The organism is Streptomyces capitiformicae (assembly GCF_002214185.1).
In the GTDB taxonomy this organism is placed as follows: Bacteria; Actinomycetota; Actinomycetes; order Streptomycetales; family Streptomycetaceae; genus Streptomyces; species Streptomyces capitiformicae.
On record NZ_CP022161.1, the window covers coordinates 7,405,408 to 7,425,222 of the forward strand.

Below are 19,815 nucleotides of genomic sequence, written 5' to 3' on the forward strand. Positions count from 1 at the left end.
CTTAACCGGTGGGTAACGAGCGCGCCAGCCCTCGGGTTTGTGATGTACGTCCCCGAAGGACGGCCGCGCCCGTACGCTCGGGGTATGGACGAAGAGTTGCGATCACTCACGGAACGTGTGCGGGGCGAGTCGGGGGGCGCCGCCGGGTACGAGCGGCTTGTCGTGACCGACAGCACGGATGAGCTGGCGGCCGTCCTGACCGAGCCCGGACAGCCGCTGTGGGCGCGGGAGTTGGCCGCGTTCCGGTTGGGCGTCGCGGGGGACCGACGGGCCTTCGAGGCGCTCGTCCTGCTGCTCAATCACCGGGATCCGCCGCGATGCGCTTCCGCGGCGTACGCCCTGGCCCGACTCGCGGACCCGCGCACCGCCCGCGCGGCGGCCGCCCTCGCCACGAATGAGCTACGGGTCGCCTATGCCCTGCATCCGGTACGGCTGCTCGTCGAGCTTCGTGCGCCCGAGGCTGTGCCGGCGCTGATCACCACGCTCCAGCGGAGGCTGCGGCCGCATGACCCGTACCGCCGGGTCGCTCTCGCGTGCGTGGAGGGGCTGGGGGCTCTGGGGGATGCCCGGGCCAGGCCCGTGTTGAACGAGGCGCTCGCTCATCCGAACCTCGCCGAGGCGGCGGTGCGCGCGTTGGCCCGGATTCCGAAACAGAGGTAGGGCCGTGGGAGTCCTGCCGGTGTGTCGGCGGGACTCCCACGGGTGGGTTCAGCCGCGGAAGCCGAGCAGGCCGTGCAGCGTCGAACCCCGTGCGGAGGTGGGCGCGTCCTTGTCGCTCAGGGGCTTCGGGTCCGGCAGCTTCGCGCAGACCGCGTCGGCCTCGCCGCCGCCGCGGGGTACCGTGCCGTCGGACAGGTAGGCCGCCAGGTGTTTGTCCAGGCAGGTGTTGCCGCTGAGGGTGATGCCGTGGTTTCCGCCGCCCTCCTCGACCACCAGGCTGGAGCCGCGCAGGAGGTGGTGGGTGATGGCGCCGCCCTCGTACGGGGTGGCCGCATCGTCCGTGGCCTGGAAGATCAGCACCGGCGGCAGCGCGGTGTTGGAGATGTCCACGGCGGTGCGGGACTCGGTGGGCCAGAAGGCGCAGGGTGCGTTGTACCAGGCGTTGTTCCAGGTCATGAATGGCGCCTTCTCGTACACCTCCCAGTTGTCGTCGCGCCAGGTGCCCCAGTCGCGCGGCCAGTGCGCGTCACGGCACTGCACCGCGGCGTAGACGCTGTAGCCGTTGTCGCCCTCCCCGTCGACGGCACCGAAGTTCTCGTACGCCTCGACCAGTGGGTCGTCGTCCTTCTTGTTCACGTAGGCCGCGAACGCGTCGGCGAGGAAGGGCCAGTAGCCGTTGTAGTAGCCGCCCGGCATGAAGGTGTCCTCCAACTCGGAGGGGCCCACCTTGCCGTCCGCGGGCTTCTTGGCCAGCGCCGACCGCATCGCGTACCACTTGGCCTCGATCTTCTCCGGATCGGTGCCGAGCTTGTAGGTCTTGTCGTGCTTGGCGATCCAGGCCATCAGGGCCCGGTGGCGGTCGTTGAAGGCGTAGTCCTGCCGGAGGTTGTCCTCGTACCAGACCCCCGTGGCGTCGACGACGGAGTCCAGCACCGCCCGCCGTACGCGGTTCGGGAAGAGCTTGCCGTACACGGCGCCGAGATAGGTGCCGTACGAGTACCCGAAGTAGTTGATCTGCCGGGCGCCGAGGGCCTCGCGGATGGCGTCCATGTCCTTGACCGCGCTGATCGTGTCGATGTACGGCAGCACGTCCGCGTACTTCGTGGCGCAGGCCTTGGCGAAGGACCGGGCGCGGTTCAGGTTGGCCTGCTCGGTCTTCGCTGTCGTCGGCAGGGAGTTGGGGCGCACCGTCGAGAAGTAGTCCGACTTGCAGTCGAGGGCGGGCTTGCTGGCGCCGACGCCACGCGGGTCGAAGCCGATGACGTCGTACTGCGCCGCCACCTTCTTCGGCAGCGTGGACGCGACGAATCCGGCGAGCGTGATCCCGCTGCCGCCGGGGCCGCCCGGGTTGACCAGCAGGGGCCCCTGGTACTTCTTCGCGGTGTGCGGGACACGGGAGAGTGCGATCGTGATGTTCCGGCCCCGCGGATTGTCGTGGTCCAGCGGCACCTTCAGGGACGCGCACTGGAGCGTGGGGTAGTCAGTGGTGGCGCACTTCTTCCAGGCGAGTTTCGCCACCGGTGCGGCCGCTGAGCGGGCGTTCGCGTCGGCCGGGACGGACGTGACCATCCCGGCCAACACGGCGACGGCACCGCTCAGAGCGGCTGCGCGTTTCTTCATCGTCAGGCCTCCCAGGACGGAGGATTTCGAGCCGTGCACGCCACGGCCTTCGTCGCATCGTCCCGGAATGCGTGCCTGGAGGAACCCGTTCTGCCGAGACTTGACCCCATCGGGGAGTTGGAAGCGTCCGGATGACCCCGGAAGCGTCAGAGAAGGGTCAGCTGGGTCGGTGCCGACTCCGCCGCCGGCTGCGGCGGTGCCGACTCGGGCAGCGGGATCCTTCTCGGCAGCTCAGAGGCCCTCGGCCCCATGCCGTACTCCCGCGCCAGTTCGTGGACCTGACGGGTGATCCGCCGCTGGTACCACTTCGGGGCGTACGCGCCCTCCGCGTACAGCCGCTCGTAACGGCGTACGAGATACGGGTGATGGCGCTCAAGCCACGCCATGTACCACTCGCGTGCGCCGGGCCGCAGATGCAGCACCAGCGGGGTCACGGAGGTGGCCCCGGAGGCGGCGATCGCCCGTACGGTGGCGCGCAGCCGGTCGGGGTGGTCGCTGAGGAAGGGGAGCACGGGGGCCATCAGCACTCCGCAGCCGATGCCGTGGTCGGCGAAGGTGCGCACGATGTCCAGCCGGCGCTCGGGCGCGGGCGTGCCCGGCTCGACGGTGCGCCACAGTTCCTGGTCGGTGAAGCCGACGGAGACGGATATCCCGACCTCGGTGACCTCCGCGGCCTGCCGGATGAGGTCGAGGTCGCGCAGGATCAGCGTGCCCTTGGTCAGGATCGAGAAGGGGTTCGCGTGGTCGCGCAGGGCGGCGATGATGCCCGGCATCAGGCGGTAGCGGCCCTCGGCGCGCTGGTAGCAGTCCACGTTGGTGCCCATGGCGATGTGCTCGCCGTGCCAGCGTGGTGAGGCCAGCTGGCGGCGCAGCAGCTCGGGCGCGTTGATCTTCACCACGATCTGCGAGTCGAAGTCGAGGCCGGTGTCGAGGTCCAGGTAGCTGTGGGTCTTGCGGGCGAAGCAGTAGACGCACGCGTGCGTGCAGCCCCGATAAGGGTTCACCGTCCATTCGAACGGCATCCGGGAGGCTCCGGGCACCCGGTTCAGGATCGTCTTCGCCCGGACTTCGTGAAACGTCATGCCTCGGAACTCGGGGGTGTCGAAGGTGCGGCTCGTCACCGCCTCCGCGCCGAACAGCGCGGCGTCCCGGGCCGTGGCGGGGTTCTCGGCCAGATGGTTCCAGCGCATGGACGCCTCCTCGGTTGCTCTGCGCCCCAGAATAGAACAAGCGTTCCCTTGATCGTGCGAACTGGTTTTCGAGCATCGTGTGGAGGTCTCGCCGAGCCGTCCCCGAGCCCGCCGCTCCGGGCCGTTCGGGCACCCCGATTTGGGCCGTCCGGCCGGGTGGTGGTTGGCTTTCCGCACACCCCCGAGTTACCGAGTGCTGGAGGAACGCAATGGCGCAGGTCGAGGCCACGACGGAGCGAATCGTCGCGGCGGACGCGGAGACGGTGTTCGACACCCTGGCCGACTACAGCGGCGAGCGGGGGAAGATGCTGCCCGAGCACTTCAGCGAGTACGAGGTGCGCGAGGGCGGCGACGGCGAGGGCACCCTCGTCCACTGGAAGCTCCAGGCCACCAGCAAGCGCGTCCGCGACTGTCTCCTGGAAGTCACCGAGCCCTCCGACGGTGAGCTCGTCGAGAAGGACCGCAACTCCTCCATGGTCACCGTCTGGCGGGTCACCCCGGCCGGCGAGGGCAAGTCCCGTGTCGTCGTGACCACCACCTGGCAGGGCGCCGGCGGCATCGGCGGCTTCTTCGAGAAGACCTTCGCCCCCAAGGGCCTCGGCCGCATCTACGACGCCCTCCTCGCCAACCTCGCCGCCGAGGTCGAGAAGTAGGTCCGCTCAACGGGCAACAGAGCCGGGCGTGTTGCCGCCCTCACCAGTTCGAGTGGATCTGTGTGGCGCTCCCCGGAATGCCGTAACTCGCCGCACTTGCCGACAGTTGCCGCTTAACGCGGCAATTGTGCGGTAAGTGCGACGAGGAGAGCGGTACGCATGAGCGCGATCACACTGGTGAAGGACGAACCGGCCACCACCCCCGCACCACCACCGGCCGTCGATCCTCCCCGACTCGAGCCGCGCCGCGTGCGGTTGGTCTTCTTCGCCCTCATGCTCGCGCTGCTCCTCGCCGCGCTGGAGCAGATGATCGTGGCCACCGCCCTCCCGGGAATCGTCGGCGAGCTGCACGGCGCGGACCGGATGTCCTGGGCGATCACCGCATACCTGCTCACCGCCACCGTCGGACTGCCCATCCACGGCAGGCTCAGCGAACGCCGTGGCCGCAAGGGCGTCTTCCAGTTCGCGATCCTGGTCTTCGTGATCGGCTCCGCGCTCGCCGGCTCCGCACAGACGATGGACCAGCTCATCGCCTTCCGGGCGCTCCAGGGCGTCGGCGCGGGCGGTCTCATGATCGGCGTCCAGGCGATCATCGCCGAGATCGTGCCGCCCGCTGCACGCGGCCGCTTCATGGGCCTGGTCGGCGCCGCGTTCGCACTCGCCTCCCTCACCGGCCCGCTCCTCGGGGGCTACTTCACGGACCACCTCTCCTGGCGGTGGTGCTTCTACGTCAACGTGCCCTTCGGTCTCATCACTCTGGCCGTCGTCACCCTCGCGCTGAAACTGCCGAAAACCACCGCCCCCAGAGGGCGTTTCGACGTGGTCGGCGCGCTGCTGCTGACCGTCGCCTCCACCTGCCTGGTACTGTCGGCCGGTTGGGGCGGCGACGCGTACGCGTGGGACTCGCGGGTCGTCCTCGGACTCGGCGCCGGGGCGGTGGCGGCGACCGTCCTGTTCCTCGTCGTCGAACGGTTCGCGGCCGAACCCCTCATGCCCCTGCGGTTGTTCAGGGACCGGGCCTTCGTCGTGACCGGGCTCGTGGGACCGGCCATCGGCGGCGCGCTCTTCGCGGCCGTCAGCTACCTGCCGGCCTATCTGCAGACCGTGGAGGGGACGTCCGCGACCGAGTCCGGGCTGCTCATGCTGCCGATGCTGGCCGGCATCGTCGGCGCGTCCGTCGTCTCCGGCCAACTCATCAGCCACACCGGGCACTACAAGACGTACCCGGTCCTCGGCAGCGCCCTCGCCGCCGTCGGCACGTGGCTGCTGTCCCGCCTGGAGACCGACACCCCCCGGCTGCACTTCGGCCTCTGGTCGGCCGTCCTCGGCACCGGCATCGGCATGGTGATGCCGGTCCTGATCCTCGCCGTGCAGAGCTCCGTGCGCCCCTCCGACACCGGCAGTGCCACCAACGCCAACAACTACTTCCGGCAGCTGGGCGGGATCGTGGGCGTGGCCGTCCTCGGCACGCTCCTGACGAACCGGCTCGCCTCGGTGCGCGACGCACCCGCCGAGGCCTACGCCGACGCCGTGCCCCGGATGTTCCTGTACCTCGTGCCGGTGCTCGTCCTCGGGCTGCTCATCGCCTTCTTCCTCAAGGAGGAACCACTGGTGTCCCACGACGAGGTTCCCGCAGAGCCCCTGCCGCCCGATCGCATCCCGCAGGCGCGATCCCCGTACGCCACCGGGGTCCCCGTCCGCGGCACGGTCCGGCACCCCGACGGCACCGTCGTGCCCCGGGCCGCGCTCACCCTCATCGACTCCACCGGCGGACAGACCGGGCGCGGCGGCAGCGGCGAGGACGGGCGGTACACGCTGCCCACGCCCGGGCCCGGGGCGTATGTGCTGATCGCGGCCGCGTGCGGCCACCAGCCGCAGGCGGTGAGCGTGACCGTCGGCGAGCATCCCGTCGAGGTCGACATCGTGCTCGACGGCGCGGGGCGGCTGATCGGTGTGGTGCACACGGCCGACGGCAGGCCGGTGCCCGACGCCACGGTCACGCTCACGGACGTCCACGGTGACGTCGTCGTGACCACGCGCAGCGGCGAGGAGGGCGAGTACCGCATCACCGACCTGGTCGCCGGCGAGTACACCCTCGCCGCCGGCACCCACTCCTACCGCCCGGCCGCGCTGCCCGTCACCGTCCGGGCCGCCGGCGAGACCCGCCAGGACATCGAACTCGCCGGGGGCGCCGTCCTGAAGGGCACCGTCCGCGCCGGCGGCGGCCGTCCCGTCGAGGACGCCCGTGTCACCCTCCTCGACGCCGCCGGAAACGTTGTCGACACCCTCACCACCGGCCTCGACGGAACCTTCCGGTTCGTCGACCTCTCCTCCGGCGAGTACACGGTGATCGCCACCGGATACCCACCGGTCGCGACGGTGCTCCAGATCGCCGGTGGCGGCAGCACGGAGCGGGATCTGCAACTGGGGTACCCGGGGTACACGGACTGAGCGTTGGCCGGCCAAGTGACCAGGGGGGCGCACGAGTGAATCGTGCGCCTCGTGTGCGACCGGCGGTGCGCGGGAGGCTCCTCCTGTGCAATTCGCGTATTGGCACACATCGCGACGCTACGCCGCCGTACGGTAGTGGGGGCGCGGCAGATCTTGCCGTGGGGAGAAAGGGCCTTGGCCATGGACCGTGGCACCGACACGGGCGCGACAACCGGCGCCGGAGCCGGTGACGGCACGGCGGAGCACGCCGCGGTCGGCCGCATCCCCCTTGCCGTGGTCGTCGTCGACCGCGGTGGACTCGTGTCGCACTGGAGCAGCGGCGCCCGGCGGCTCTTCGGCGCCACGAAGGACGACGCGGTGGGCCGCCCCGTCCTGGACCTGCTGCCCGTCTCCGGCGCCCTCCCCGAGGAGGACGAGACCCCGCGGTTCGGGGCGTACGGCCCGTACGACGGACCCGGCCACGACCTGGAGAGCTCCCTCGACGGACAGCTCTCCTACCCGGCGGCCGGCCGGGCCCGGATCACCGTGCCCGGGCGTGAGCGCGTGGACGTCCTGTGGTGGGGCTATCCGCTCGTCGTCCCCGGCCCGGAGCGCCTGCTCGTGCTGGCCGCCGACGCCGAGGCGCTGCGCCGGGGAGACGACGAGGCGGACGTCGCCATGGAGCGCATCGCGCCCGGCTTCGCCCTGCACACCGACTTCCCCGGCGCCGAGGAACTCGCCCGCCGCCTGCCCGAGATCCTGCCCAGCATGAGCGTCGGCGAGAGCACTCGCATCGTCGCGCAGGTACTCGAACTGGGCTATCCGGTACTGGAGTTCAGCCAGAACGACCGGGTGCCCGTCACCCCCGACTGGGGCGTGGCCCGGCGCACCGAGCGGCAGGCGCGCCGGGAGCGCGCGGCGCGCGCCGTCGCCGAAGGGCTGCCGGTACCGGAGGACCTGGAGGACGAGCGCCAGGACCTCGAACACGCCGCCGTACGTGAGCGCCTGGAGTTCCTCAACGAGGTGAGCGGACGCATCGGCACCTCCCTCGACCTCTCCCGGACCATCATCGAGGTCAGCAAGGCGGTCGTGCCCCGCTTCACGGACGTGGCCGGCACCTATCTGCGCGAGCAGGTCGTCGCCGGTGAGGGCTTCCCCGACGGGGTCCCGGACACCACCACCATGTGGCACCGGGTCGCCGTCGAGCACACGGACGAGCCCGGCCGCTGGGACGACGTCGTCCCGGTCGGCGAGGCCATGCCCTTCCCGGCACACACCCCGTTCTTCCAGTGCATGACCACCGGCGAGCCCGTGCTCGTGCCGCGCATCAGCGAGCAGATGGGGCACGCGATCGCCGCGCAGTTCGAGAAGCGCGACATCCGGCCGCTGATCACGGGCCGCTCCATGCTGGTCGTGCCGCTCAAGGCCCGCCACGTGGTGCTCGGCTTCATGATCCTGCTGCGCCACCCGGAGCGCGAGGTCTTCAACGACATGGACCGCGTCACCGGCGCCGAACTCGCCGCCCGCGCGGGCCTCGTCCTCGACAACGCGCGCATGTACACCTACCAGGAGAACGTCGCCGAGACGCTCCAGGACAGCATGCTGCCCACCATCGCGGACCGGATGACGGGCTGCGACATCGCCACCCGCTACCTCCCGGGCACCCTGCTCGGACGCGTCGGAGGCGACTGGTTCGACTCGGTGAAGCTGCCGGGCGCCCGGACCGCCCTCGTCGTCGGCGACGTCATGGGGCACGGCCTCAACTCGGCCGCGATGATGGGCCAGTTGCGCACCGCCGTGCAGACCATGGCCGCCCTCGACCTGCCGCCCGCTCAACTCCTGCGCAACCTCGACGACCTCGCCCAACGCCTCGGCGAGCACTACCTGGCGACCTGCCTGTACGCCGTCTACGACCCCATAGCGAGCGAGCTGCACATCGCCAACGCCGGCCACATACCACCCGTGCTGGTCCGCGCGGAGGACGGCCGCAGCGAGCTGCTCGACCTGCCCACGGGCGCGCCCATCGGCGTCGGCGGGGTGCCCTTCGAGGCGGTACGCGTGCGGGTGGAACCCGGCGACCGGCTGGTGATGTGCACCGACGGTCTCGTGGAGGTGCGCGGCGAGGACATCGGGATGGGCCTCGCGGCCCTCTGCGAGTCGGCCGCCCATCCCGCGGCCTCCATGGACGACGCCTGCGACACCGTGATCCGCGCCCTCGCCGCGACCTTTTCCACAGCGGGCCGCGGGGATCGCAAGGACGATGTGGCCCTGCTCATGGCCCGTCTCAACGGCATCGAGCCGGAGGACGTCGCCGAGTGGCGGCTCTCCCCCGACCCGATCGAGGTCGGCCGGGCCCGTGCCGTCGTCCGCGAACAGCTCTGCGTCTGGGGGCTTCAGTCGCTCACGGACACCACCGAACTGCTGGTCGGTGAGCTCGTCACCAACGCCGTACGCCATGCGCGTGGCCACCGCGTCGAACTGCGGCTCGTGCGCGGCGACACGCTGCTGTGCGAGGTCTACGACGAGGACCACACCCTGCCGACGCTGCTCAGCGCGGGCCCCACCGACGAGTTCGGGCGAGGGCTGCGGGTGCTGAGCACGCTGGCGCGGGAGTGGGGCACCAGCCGGACGGGCGGCGGCAAGACCGTGTGGTTCGAGCTGACGCTGCCGCGACGCCGCTGAGCTGCCGGTTTCTCAGGATGCGTGAGGGGCGTGCGAGGGCGCGCGTATTCGGAACGAGAGGTGAAGGTACGCGCGTGGTGCTTGTCGCCGTGCGCCGGGCGCGGTAGACCGATCTCGGCCACCGCGACGGGCGGGTCGGCGTCGTACCCAGGGGAGTCGGGCATGAGCGTGACGAGTCGGTACAAGGAGGCCTGGGAAGGGTTCTGGCGGGAGGCGCCCCAGGAAGCGGGTGCCGTCTTCTGGGACGCCGAGCCCGAGCGGACCGTGGGCGTCCATCTCGCCCTGTTCGAACCGTACTTGACGGCCCCCGGGCTGCCGCTGGTGGACCTGGGCTGCGGCAACGGCACCCAGACCCGGTTCCTGGCGGACCGTTTCGCCCGGGTGATCGGCGCCGATCTGTCGGTCGCCGCCCTCGACCACGCCCGGCGCGCCGACGTCGACCACCGGGCGGAGTACCGGCTCCTTGACGCGGCGGAGAAGACCGAGACCGAGGCACTGCACACGGAACTCGGCGACACCAACGTCTATCTGCGGGGCGTCCTGCACCAGTGCGAGCCCGACGACCGGCAGCGCCTCGTCGACACCGTCGCCACGCTGGTGGGGGAGCGCGGCCGGGCCTGCCTGGTCGAACTCGCCGAGGCCGCGAAGCCCGTGCTCATGGGCCTGGCGCAGAGTCCCTCCGGCCCACCGGCCAAGCTCGCCCCCATCTTCCGCCACGGCATCGCCCCCGGCGAGGTCACCGACGAAGCGATCCCGCAGTACCTGCGTGCGGCCGGGCTCACCGTCCTCAGCGGCGGTGAACTGCCGCTGATCACCACCGAGTACACGCCCGAGGGCACCCGGATCGAGCTGCCGTCGAAGTGGTACGTGGCGGGGCGTACGGCCTGACCTCGGAGGTGCCCGGGCCCTCTTCGGTGTGCGCCACACGCCCAAGAGCTCGGGAGAGGGAGCTGGTTCGGCGAGTGCCCGTTGTCTGTTCTTGCTCGCGCCCACGCGGCGGAGCCGCATATCGACACAGCCCCGCGCCCCTCAACAGCCAGGGGCGCCCCCAGTTCAGTGCGCCGCGTCGCCGAACGCCTCCAGGATGCGTTCGGCGGCCAGTGTCGCCGTCAACTCCCCGTCCCTGACCTGCTGTTCCAGGCCCGGCGCGAGGGCTCGTACGGCCGGGTCGGCGTGCAGGCGGCCCAGGAGTTCGTCGCGGACCATGGTCCAGGTCCAGTCGATCTGCTGCTCGCGGCGCTTGGCGGTGAGGCGGCCGGTGGAGTCCAGGAGGGCGCGGTGTTGTTCGAGGCGGTCCCAGACGGTGTCGAGGCCGGTGGACTCGCGGGCGCTGCAGTGCAGGACGGGCGGGGTCCAGGCGGCGTCCTTGCCGTGCATCAGCCGCAGGGCGCCGGAGAGTTCGCGGGCGGCGGCACGGGCGTCGCGCTCGTGCGGGCCGTCCGCCTTGTTGACGGCGATGACGTCGGCCAGTTCCAGGACGCCCTTCTTGATGCCCTGGAGCTGGTCGCCGGTGCGGGCGAGGGTGAGGAGGAGGAAGGAGTCGACCATGTTCGCGACCGCCGTCTCGGACTGGCCGACGCCGACCGTCTCGACGAGGATCACGTCGTAGCCGGCCGCCTCCATCACCACGATCGACTCGCGTGTCGCCTTCGCGACCCCGCCCAGGGTGCCCGCGGTGGGGGAGGGCCGGATGAACGCGGCCGGATCGACGGCCAGGCGTTCCATGCGCGTCTTGTCGCCCAGGATCGACCCGCCCGTCCGGCTGGAGGACGGGTCGACGGCGAGCACCGCCACCCGGTGCCCGAGCGAGGTGAGCATCGTGCCGAACGCGTCGATGAACGTCGACTTGCCCACGCCGGGCACCCCGCTGACACCGATCCGCCGCGCCCGGCCGCTGTGCGGAAGCAGCTCGGTCAGCAACTCCTGGGCCAGCGACCGGTGCCCGGGCCGGGTGGACTCGACGAGCGTGATGGCGCGCGCGACGATCGCCCGTTTCCCGTCGAGTACACCCTTCACATACGCGTCGAGGTCCATCACCGTTCGTGCCCGAGGTCGGCCGACAGCCGCTCGACGAGGTCGTACGCCGCGTCCGGGATCACCGTGCCGGGCGGGAACACGGCCGCCGCGCCCATCTCCAGCAGGGTGGGCACGTCCTGCGGCGGGATCACCCCACCGACGACGATCATGATGTCCTCCCGGCCCTCCGCCGCCAGCTCCTCGCGCAGTGCCGGTACGAGGGTGAGGTGTCCGGCGGCCAGCGACGAGACGCCCACGATGTGCACGTCCGCCTCGACGGCCTGACGGGCCACCTCGGCCGGAGTCTGGAAGAGCGGGCCGACATCGACGTCGAAGCCGAGGTCGGCGAAGGCGGTGGCGATGACCTTCTGGCCCCGGTCGTGGCCGTCCTGACCCATCTTGGCGACCAGGATGCGCGGCCGACGCCCCTCGGCCTCGCCGAAGGCGTCCACCAGCGTCCGGGTGCGCTCCACCGACGGGGACTCGCCTGCTTCGTTGCGGTACACGCCGGAGATCGTACGGATCTGGCTCGCGTGCCGCCCGTACACCTTCTCCAGGGCGTCCGAGATCTCCCCGACCGTCGCCTTCGCGCGGGCCGCGTTCACCGCGAGCTCCAGCAGGTTGCCCTCGCCGTCGGCCGCCCGGGTGAGCGCGTCCAGCGCGTCGCGGCAGGCGGTCTCGTCCCGCTCTTCGCGCAGCCGCCGCAGCTTCTCGATCTGCTGGGTGCGCACGGAGGAGTTGTCGACCTTGAGGACCTCGATCGCCTCGTCGCTGTCCACCCGGTACTTGTTCACGCCGATCACCGGCTGCCGACCGGAGTCGATCCGCGCCTGCGTGCGCGCCGCCGCCTCCTCCACCCGCAGCTTCGGGATACCGGCGTCGATGGCCTGCGCCATGCCGCCCGCCTGCTCGACCTCCTGGATGTGCTGCCAGGCCCGCCGCGCGAGGTCGTACGTCAGCTTCTCCACATACGCGCTGCCGCCCCACGGGTCGATGACCCTGGTCGTGCCGGACTCCTGCTGGATGAGCAGCTGGGTGTTGCGGGCGATACGCGCCGAGAAGTCGGTGGGCAGCGCGAGCGCCTCGTCGAGGGCGTTGGTGTGCAGCGACTGGGTGTGGCCCTGGGTGGCCGCCATCGCCTCCACACACGTACGGGTCACGTTGTTGAACACGTCCTGCGCGGTCAGCGACCAGCCCGACGTCTGCGAATGGGTGCGCAGCGAAAGGGACTTGGTGTTCTTCGGGTCGAACTGCTTGACCAGCTTCGCCCACAGCAGCCGGGCCGCCCGCAGCTTGGCGATCTCCATGAAGAAGTTCATGCCGATCGCCCAGAAGAACGAGAGCCGGGGTGCGAACGCGTCCACGTCCAGCCCTGCCTCGCGGCCCGCCCGGATGTACTCCACGCCGTCCGCGAGCGTGTACGCCAGCTCCAGGTCGGCCGTCGCACCCGCTTCCTGGATGTGGTAGCCGGAGATGGAGATGGAGTTGTAGCGGGGCATCCGCTGGGAGGTGAAGGCGAAGATGTCGGAGATGATCCGCATCGACGGCTTCGGCGGATAGATATAGGTGTTGCGGACCATGAACTCCTTGAGGATGTCGTTCTGGATGGTCCCCGCCAGCATCGAAGCCGGTACGCCCTGCTCCTCGGCCGCCACGATGTAGAGCGCCAGCACCGGCAGCACGGCGCCGTTCATCGTCATCGACACGGTCATCTTGTCCAGAGGGATGCCGTCGAACAGCTGCCGCATGTCGTAGATCGAGTCGATCGCCACGCCCGCCATGCCGACGTCACCGGTCACGCGTGGATGGTCGCTGTCGTAACCGCGGTGGGTGGGCAGGTCGAAGGCGACGGACAGGCCCTTCTGACCGGCCGCCAGATTGCGGCGGTAGAAGGCGTTCGACTCCTCGGCCGTGGAGAACCCCGCGTACTGGCGGATCGTCCACGGCTGGTTGACGTACATCGTCGGGTAGGGGCCGCGCAGATACGGGGCGATGCCCGGGTAGGTGCCGAGGAAGTCCAGGCCCTCCAGGTCCTGCCCGGTGTACAGCGGCTTGACCGGGATGCCCTCCGGGGTCTCCCAGAGCGGGTCGTCCCCATCGGTGGCCCGCTTGACCGCCGTACGCCACTCGTCGGTGCCGGCGGCGGGGGACGGGGTTCCGAGCTCGATCCCGGAGAAGTCGGGGATGGGCATCAGGACACTCCCATACGGTCGAGGGTGGCGGACAGTACGGCGACGGCGTCGCAGCCGGCGAAGACATAGCCGTCGACACCGGTGTAGTCGGCGGGGCGGCCGGCGAGGAACACATGCCCCGCGCCCGCCGCCTTCAACGTCGCGGCGACGGCTTCCGCCTGCTCCTCGTACAGCGCGTCGCTGGAGCACAGGCAGACCTCAACGGCACCGCTGTCCTCGAAGGTGCCCCCGGTGACGGGTTCGATGCCGCCGGCCTGGAAGAGGTTCGAGGCGAACGTGAGGCGGGCGGTGTGCGCGGCGGCGGGGCCGAGGGCGGCGAGGAAGATCCGCGGGCGCAAGCCGGTCGCCGCGAGATGGGCGTCGGAGCGGGCCCGCAGTGCCTCGTACGCGTCGTCGCGCCGCACGCGGGGCAGACCGCCGGAGGGCCGTGCGGGGGCCGGCGCGCGTTCCACCGGCTTCTCGGCGAGATGGGGGAACTCGCTGACACCGGTGATGGGTTCACGGCGCTTGGCGAGTTTCGTGCCGCGCGCCTCCCAGGTGTCGGCCAGGTCCTGGCCCAGACGGCCCGAGCGCAAGCCCTCCGCCTGGCCGCCGGCGCCCTCGATCTTCTGGAAGAACTCCCAGGCGGCGTGGGCGAGTTCGTCGGTGAGGCGTTCCACGTACCAGGAGCCGCCCGCCGGGTCGATGACCCGGGAGAGATGGGACTCCTCGACGAGGATCGTGGAGGTGTTGCGGGCGATACGGCGGGCGAAGGCGTCCGGCAGGCCCAGCGCGTGGTCGAAGGGCAGCACGGTGACGGAGTCGGCGCCGCCCGCCCCGGCGGCCAGCGTGGCGACGGTCGTGCGCAGCATGTTCACCCAGGGGTCGCGGCGCGTCATCATCACCGGCGAGGTCACCACGTGCTGCACCTGCCCGGCCGGGGCGCCGCAGACTTCGGTGACCCGGGCCCACAGTCGGCGCGCCGCCCGCAGCTTGGCGATGGTCAGGAACTGGTCGGCGGTCGCCGCGTACCGGAACTCCAGCTGGGCCGAGGCCTGTTCGACCGACAGCCCGGCATCGGTCAGCTCCCGCAGATAGGCCACCCCGGTCGCCAGCGAACAGCCCAGCTCCTGCGCGGCCGAGCCGCCCGCCTCGTGGTACGGCAGCGCGTCCACGGTCAGCCCGCGCACCCCGGCGTACTCGTCGGCGCACAGCCGCGCGAGGCCGGTCACGGGCGCGAAGTCCAACCGCTCGCCGGTGCGGGCCTCATGGCCCAGTGGGTCAGCGCCCAGGTTGCCGCGCGCCGCCGACTTCGGGACGCCGCGCTCCTCGTACAGCCGCAGCAGTTCCCTTGCGGCGGGCTCGACCTCGCGGCCGGCGTCGAGGACGACGGGGGCCAGGTCGAGAAGGACGCCGTCGAGGGCCCGGCCGAGCGACGACACCGGGATGCCGCCCTCGCCGAGCACCAGCCACAGCGAGGTGACGCCGTTCTCCAGGTCCGCCAGTACGGCGTCCCCGTCGACGGCGGAGTGCTGCTGCCGGATGTCCCAGCCGACGGGGGTGTTCCCCTCGGGCCGGCTGCCGCGTACGAACGGGGCGAAGCCGGGGACACCCGGGTCGGGCACGAGGTCGAGCGCGTTGTAGAGGGGGCGGACGTGCAGTCCGTCTTCCAGTGCGGTGGTGAGGGCCTCTCCCGCCGCCGTGTCCGAGACGTCCTTGCCCGCCTTGCGCAGCACACCCGCCACAAGGCGCTGCCACTGCTCAAGGGTCGCGTCCGGGAACTCGGCGGCCAGGGAAAGCCCGTCGTCAGGCAGGACCGTCATGTTCGGATGTTAGCCGTCGTTAGCAAAGGAGCAGGAGAGGGTCCGGCTGTGACCTATCCCTCTTGGGGTGATCACCACACTTCGGCGGAAGGGCCTTGCTCCCGGCCGCCATCGATGCCCGCGGGCCGTGCGCCTGATGTCAGAGCCCGGGCGGCCGGCCAGGCCGCGACGCGTTCGGACAGGCCTCCCGCGTCGGCGCGTAACGTGAAGTGGCATGAAGATCCCCGGCACCGCCGCATGCTGTCGGAAGCCGCTGTCACCGGACGGACGACGGGTCTCTGACCCGCGAGAGGACGGTCCTGCATGAAGATCCTCATCAGCGCGGACATGGAGGGCGCGACCGGCGTCACCTGGCCGGCCGATGTGCTGCCGGGTACGCCGCAGTGGGAGCGGTGCCGCTCGATGTTCACCTCGGACGTGAACGCCGCCGTGCTCGGGTTCCTCGACGGCGGCGCGGACGAGGTACTGATCAACGAGGCGCACTGGACGATGCGCAATCTGCTGCTGGAGCGGTTGGACGAGCGTGCGCAGATGCTCACCGGGCGGCACAAGGCGCTGTCCATGGTCGAGGGGGTCCAGCACGGGGACGTGGACGGGATCGCGTTCGTCGGGTATCACGCGGGCGCCGGCATGGAGGGCGTCCTTGCCCACACCTATCTCGCGAACTCCGTCACCGGGGTGTGGGTCAACGACGAGCGGGCGAGCGAGGGGCTGCTGAACGCGCATGTCGTCGCCGAGTTCGGGGTACCGGTGGTGCTGGTCACCGGTGACGACGTGGCCTGCGTAGACGCGTTGGGGTACGCGCCCGAGGCGCTGAAGGTGGCGGTCAAGGACCATGTGTCGAGGTACGCGGCGGTGTGCCGCACCCCCGCGCGCACGGCCGCCGACATCCGCGCGGCGGCGAAGGAGGCCGCGTCGCTCGCGGTGCGTCACGAACCAGTCAGCGGAGGGCCGTTCACAGTGGCGCTGGAGTTCGACGCCGAGCATCTGGCGATGGCCGCGACCGTCGTTCCCGGCGTCGCCCGTATCGGGGAACGCAAGGTCGCGTACACCAGCCCGACCATGTACGAGGGAATCCGTACCTTCAAGGCGGTCACCACGATCGTCTCGGCCGCGGTGGAGGAGCAGTATGGGTGACAGCACGCGAGAGCAGGTCGACGAGCAGGCGCTGGACGAGGTGGTCCGTTTCACCTCCGACCTCATCCGCATCGACACCACCAACCGCGGCGGCGGCGACTGCCGGGAGCGGCCGGCCGCCGAGTACGCCGCCGCCCTGCTGGCCGAGGCCGGGCTGGAGCCCACCCTGCTGGAGCGCACCGAGGGCCGTACGAACGTCGTCGCGCGTGTCGAGGGCACCGACCCGTCCGCCGACGCGCTGCTCCTCCACGGTCACCTGGACGTCGTGCCCGCGCGGGCGGAGGACTGGAGCGTGCACCCCTTCTCCGGGGAGATCCGCGACGACGTGGTCTGGGGCCGTGGCGCGGTCGACATGAAGAACATGGACGCGATGATCCTCGCGGTCGTACGGCACTGGGCGCGCGAGGGCGTACGGCCCCGCAGGGACATCGTGATCGCGTTCACCGCCGACGAGGAGGCGAGCGCCGAGGACGGCTCCGGATTCCTCGCCGACGAACACCCTGGCCTCTTCGAGGGCTGCACCGAGGGCGTCAGCGAGTCGGGGGCGTTCACCTTCCACGACGGCAGCGGCAAGCAGATCTACCCGATCGCCGCCGGGGAGCGCGGCACCGGCTGGCTGAGACTCACCGCGCGCGGCCGGGCGGGCCACGGCTCCCAGGTGAACCGGGACAACGCGGTGACCCGCCTGGCGGCGGCGGTCGCCCGCATCGGCGCGCACGAGTGGCCCGTCCGGCTCACCCCGACCGTGCGCGCCGCCCTCACCGAACTGGCCGCGTTGTACGGCATCGGCACCGACCTCGAAGACCTCCAAGGCCTCCAAGATGTCGACCGCCTGCTCGACAAGCTCGGCCCGGCCGCCGCCCTGGTCGAGCCGACCGTGCGCAACAGCACCAACCCGACCATGATGGATGCCGGTTACAAGATCAATGTGATCCCGGGGGAGGCCGTCGCGTACGTGGACGGCCGGTATCTGCCCGGCTGGGAGGACGAGTTCCGGGAGACCCTCGACCTGCTCACCGGGCCCGATGTGGAGTGGGAGTACCACCACCGCGAGGTGGCCCTCCAGTCGCCGGTGGACTCGGTGACATACGCGCGGATGCGGGCCGCGGTGGAGGAGTTCGCGCCCGAGGGACACGTCGTGCCGTTCTGCATGCCCGGCGGCACCGACGCCAAGCAGTTCTCACGCCTCGGCATCACCGGCTACGGCTTCACCCCGCTGAGGCTCCCCGAGGGCTTCGACTACGGCGCCATGTTCCACGGCGTCGACGAACGCGTCCCCGTCGAGGCCCTCCACTTCGGCGTTCGCGTTCTCGACCGTTTCCTGCGGGCCGCCTAGGGACATGGAACACGGGGACGAAACACGGGGACGGAAAGAAGCAGGGAAGTGGGGAACAGCGTGCAGACCCTGGCGTACGGTTCGTGGCCCTCGCCGATCGACGCGGCGCTCGCCGCCGCGCACGACGGACATCCCGAGTTCGTGGGCTTCATCGGCGACGAGGCGTGGTGGACCGAGCCCCGGCCCACCGAGGGCGGCCGGCGTACCCTCGTCCGGCGCACCGCCGACGGCGCGGAGGAGCCGGTGCTTCCGGCGCCGTGGAACGTGCGCAGCCGGGTCATCGAGTACGGGGGACAGCCCTGGGCGGGCGTCATGCGGGACGACGGCCCCCTCGTGGTGTTCGTGAACTTCGCCGACCAGCGCCTCTACCGGTACGAGCCCGGCGGCGAGCCCCGCCCGCTCACCCCCGTGTCCGCGGTGGGCGGCGGACTGCGCTGGGTCGAGCCCCGGCCGCACCCGGAGCGGGGCGAGGTGTGGTGCGTGCTGGAGGAGTTCACCGGGGAGGGGCCCACCGACGTACGCCGGGTCGTCGCCGCGGTACCGCTGGACGGCTCGGCCGCCGAGGACCGGACCGCCGTACGCGAACTCACCGACGACAGCCGCCGGTTCGTCACCGGGCCGCGGCTGTCGCCCGACGGCCGACGGGCGGCATGGCTCGCCTGGGACCATCCACGCATGCCCTGGGACGGCACCGAACTCGTGGTCGCCGAGGTGGCCGACGACGGCACCCTGCGCGGCGCCCGGACCGTCGAGGGCGGCCCGGACGAGTCGATCGCCCAGGTCGAGTGGGCCGCCGACGGGACCCTCGTGTACTCCAGCGACCGCACCGGCTACTGGAACCTGTACCGCCGCGACGACGACGGCCGCAGTACCGCTCTCTGCGCCCGCGAGGAGGAGTTCGGCGGGCCGCTGTGGAGGATCGGCCGGCGCTGGTTCGCCCTGCTGGACGACGGGCAGATCGCCGTGGTGCACGGCCGGGGCGCCACGGCGCTCGGCATCCTCGACCCGGAGACCGGCCAGGTCGTGGACGCGGCCGGCCCCTGGACCGAGTTCACCCCGACCCTCGCCACGCACGGCAGCCGCGTCCTCGGCGTCGGCGCCAGCCCGCGCAGCGCGTACGAGGTGGTCGAACTCGACGCCGCCACCGGCGACGCCCGGGTGATCGGGGCCGCACATGACGACCCGGTGGACCCCGCCTACTACCCGGAACCCCAGATCCGTACCTTCCTCGGCCCCGCCGGACGCGAGATCCACGCCCACATCTACCCGCCCCACCACCCCGACCACGTCGCCCCCGGCACCGAACTGCCCCCGTACGTGATCTGGGCGCACGGCGGACCCACCAGCCGCGCGCCGCTGGTCCTCGACCTGGCGATCGCCTACTTCACCTCGCGGGGCATCGGCGTCGCCGAGGTCAACTACGGAGGGTCCACGGGATACGGGCGGGAGTACCGCAACCGGCTGCGCGAACAGTGGGGAGTCGTCGACGTCGAGGACTGCGCGGCGGTCGCCCTCGCCCTCGCCGACGAGGGCACCGCCGACCGGACCAGACTCGCCGTCCGGGGCGGCAGCGCCGGCGGCTGGACCACGGCCGCGTCCCTCACCACCACCGACGTCTATGCCTGCGGAACCATCCTCTATCCGATCCTCGACCTCACGAACTGGGGATCGGGGGAGACCCACGACTTCGAGTCCCAGTATTTGGAGAGCCTGGTCGGGCCGTTGGCCGAGGAGCCGATGCGCTACACGGAACGGTCGCCCGCCGAGCACGCCGACCGGATCACCGCGCCCTTCCTGCTGCTCCAGGGCCTCGACGACGTCATCTGCCCACCGACGCAGTGCGAGCGGTTCCTGGCCCGGATGGAGGGGCGGCGGCTGCCGCACGCGTACATCGCCTTCGAGGGGGAGGGGCACGGGTTCCGGCGGGCGGAGACGATGGTGCGGGTACTGGAGGCCGAACTCTCGCTGTACGCGCAGGTCTTCGGGTTGAATCCCCCCGGAATCCCTACTCTGGAGCTCGCCAAGTGACACTGCCTTCGCCGACCCGCCCCGCCACCTCGGCCCGCGCCGTCTCCCCTCTGACCCGGCCCACCCGCC

13 protein-coding genes are annotated in these 19,815 nt (G+C 71.3%); 8 read left to right on the plus strand and 5 right to left on the minus strand.

The genetic code is table 11. The annotated features are described in order from the left end of the window. The first annotated feature begins 84 nt into the window (after nucleotides 1–84). Nucleotides 85–660: an adenylosuccinate lyase gene (locus CES90_RS33060; protein ID WP_189787281.1), complete on the plus strand. Its 576-nt coding sequence runs from the start codon at nucleotides 85–87 to the stop codon at nucleotides 658–660. A 48-nt stretch (nucleotides 661–708) separates the two neighbouring features. On the opposite strand, the gene CES90_RS33065 is transcribed toward CES90_RS33060, so the two are convergent. Next, on the minus strand, nucleotides 709–2,280 hold the full coding sequence (locus tag CES90_RS33065; RefSeq protein WP_189787282.1) for an alpha/beta hydrolase: 1,572 nt from the start codon (nucleotides 2,278–2,280) through the stop codon (nucleotides 709–711). Between the two features lie 146 nt (nucleotides 2,281–2,426). Further along, on the minus strand, nucleotides 2,427–3,470 hold the full coding sequence (locus tag CES90_RS33070; RefSeq protein ID WP_189787283.1) for an Rv2578c family radical SAM protein: 1,044 nt from the start codon (nucleotides 3,468–3,470) through the stop codon (nucleotides 2,427–2,429). A 209-nt stretch (nucleotides 3,471–3,679) separates the two neighbouring features. Here CES90_RS33070 and CES90_RS33075 point away from each other — a divergent pair, with 209 nt between their 5' ends. The 4 genes from CES90_RS33075 (at nucleotide 3,680) to CES90_RS33090 (ending at nucleotide 10,123) form a co-directional block, all read left to right on the plus strand. Beyond that, nucleotides 3,680–4,123: an SRPBCC family protein gene (locus CES90_RS33075; RefSeq protein WP_189787284.1), complete on the plus strand. Its 444-nt coding sequence runs from the start codon at nucleotides 3,680–3,682 to the stop codon at nucleotides 4,121–4,123. 159 nt (nucleotides 4,124–4,282) lie between these two features. Next, the gene (locus tag CES90_RS33080) at nucleotides 4,283–6,574 is read left to right on the plus strand and encodes an MFS transporter (protein WP_189787285.1); all 2,292 of its coding nucleotides are present in this window, start codon (nucleotides 4,283–4,285) and stop codon (nucleotides 6,572–6,574) included. Nucleotides 6,575–6,754: 180 nt separating this feature from the next. Then, a complete protein-coding gene (locus tag CES90_RS33085) occupies nucleotides 6,755–9,235 on the plus strand; it encodes an ATP-binding SpoIIE family protein phosphatase (RefSeq protein WP_189787286.1) in 2,481 nt (826 codons plus the stop codon). A 162-nt stretch (nucleotides 9,236–9,397) separates the two neighbouring features. Then, entirely contained in the window at nucleotides 9,398–10,123 is a 726-nt protein-coding gene (locus CES90_RS33090; protein WP_189787287.1) for a class I SAM-dependent methyltransferase, read from the plus strand. Nucleotides 10,124–10,288: 165 nt separating this feature from the next. On the opposite strand, the gene meaB is transcribed toward CES90_RS33090, so the two are convergent. The 3 genes from meaB to CES90_RS33105 are packed head-to-tail and all read right to left on the minus strand — an operon-like array spanning nucleotide 10,289 to nucleotide 15,245. Further along, the gene (meaB, locus tag CES90_RS33095; protein WP_189787288.1) at nucleotides 10,289–11,272 is read right to left on the minus strand and encodes a methylmalonyl Co-A mutase-associated GTPase MeaB; all 984 of its coding nucleotides are present in this window, start codon (nucleotides 11,270–11,272) and stop codon (nucleotides 10,289–10,291) included. Next, the gene (gene scpA / locus CES90_RS33100) at nucleotides 11,269–13,443 is read right to left on the minus strand and encodes a methylmalonyl-CoA mutase (protein ID WP_189787289.1); all 2,175 of its coding nucleotides are present in this window, start codon (nucleotides 13,441–13,443) and stop codon (nucleotides 11,269–11,271) included. The genes meaB and scpA overlap by 4 nt, the downstream gene beginning before the upstream one ends. Next, a complete protein-coding gene (locus CES90_RS33105; protein WP_189787290.1) occupies nucleotides 13,443–15,245 on the minus strand; it encodes a methylmalonyl-CoA mutase family protein in 1,803 nt (600 codons plus the stop codon). Before CES90_RS33105 ends, scpA begins: the two co-directional genes overlap by 1 nt. Nucleotides 15,246–15,548: 303 nt before the next feature. Here CES90_RS33105 and CES90_RS33110 point away from each other — a divergent pair, with 303 nt between their 5' ends. From CES90_RS33110 to CES90_RS33120, 3 genes are read left to right on the plus strand one after another with little or no spacing between them, the layout of a single operon-like run. Continuing rightward, nucleotides 15,549–16,382, plus strand: coding sequence for a M55 family metallopeptidase (locus CES90_RS33110; RefSeq protein ID WP_189787291.1), 834 nt, complete (start codon nucleotides 15,549–15,551; stop codon nucleotides 16,380–16,382). Beyond that, on the plus strand, nucleotides 16,375–17,718 hold the full coding sequence (locus CES90_RS33115) for a M20/M25/M40 family metallo-hydrolase (RefSeq protein ID WP_189787292.1): 1,344 nt from the start codon (nucleotides 16,375–16,377) through the stop codon (nucleotides 17,716–17,718). The genes CES90_RS33110 and CES90_RS33115 overlap by 8 nt, the downstream gene beginning before the upstream one ends. Before the next feature lie 48 nt (nucleotides 17,719–17,766). After that, on the plus strand, nucleotides 17,767–19,746 hold the full coding sequence (locus tag CES90_RS33120) for a S9 family peptidase (RefSeq protein WP_189787293.1): 1,980 nt from the start codon (nucleotides 17,767–17,769) through the stop codon (nucleotides 19,744–19,746). Nucleotides 19,747–19,815: the final 69 nt, after the last annotated feature.

Bases quoted from the DNA above. Each gene is read 5' to 3' on its own strand.
- CES90_RS33060 (WP_189787281.1), top strand. From the start codon at position 85: ATGGACGAAGAGTTGCGATCACTCACGGAACGTGTGCGGGGCGAGTCG.
- CES90_RS33065 (WP_189787282.1), bottom strand. From the start codon at position 2,280: ATGAAGAAACGCGCAGCCGCTCTGAGCGGTGCCGTCGCCGTGTTGGCC.
- CES90_RS33070 (WP_189787283.1), bottom strand. From the start codon at position 3,470: ATGCGCTGGAACCATCTGGCCGAGAACCCCGCCACGGCCCGGGACGCC.
- CES90_RS33075 (WP_189787284.1), top strand. From the start codon at position 3,680: ATGGCGCAGGTCGAGGCCACGACGGAGCGAATCGTCGCGGCGGACGCG.
- CES90_RS33080 (WP_189787285.1), top strand. From the start codon at position 4,283: ATGAGCGCGATCACACTGGTGAAGGACGAACCGGCCACCACCCCCGCA.
- CES90_RS33085 (WP_189787286.1), top strand. From the start codon at position 6,755: ATGGACCGTGGCACCGACACGGGCGCGACAACCGGCGCCGGAGCCGGT.
- CES90_RS33090 (WP_189787287.1), top strand. From the start codon at position 9,398: ATGAGCGTGACGAGTCGGTACAAGGAGGCCTGGGAAGGGTTCTGGCGG.
- scpA (WP_189787289.1), bottom strand. From the start codon at position 13,443: ATGCCCATCCCCGACTTCTCCGGGATCGAGCTCGGAACCCCGTCCCCC.
- CES90_RS33105 (WP_189787290.1), bottom strand. From the start codon at position 15,245: ATGACGGTCCTGCCTGACGACGGGCTTTCCCTGGCCGCCGAGTTCCCG.
- CES90_RS33110 (WP_189787291.1), top strand. From the start codon at position 15,549: ATGAAGATCCTCATCAGCGCGGACATGGAGGGCGCGACCGGCGTCACC.
- CES90_RS33115 (WP_189787292.1), top strand. From the start codon at position 16,375: ATGGGTGACAGCACGCGAGAGCAGGTCGACGAGCAGGCGCTGGACGAG.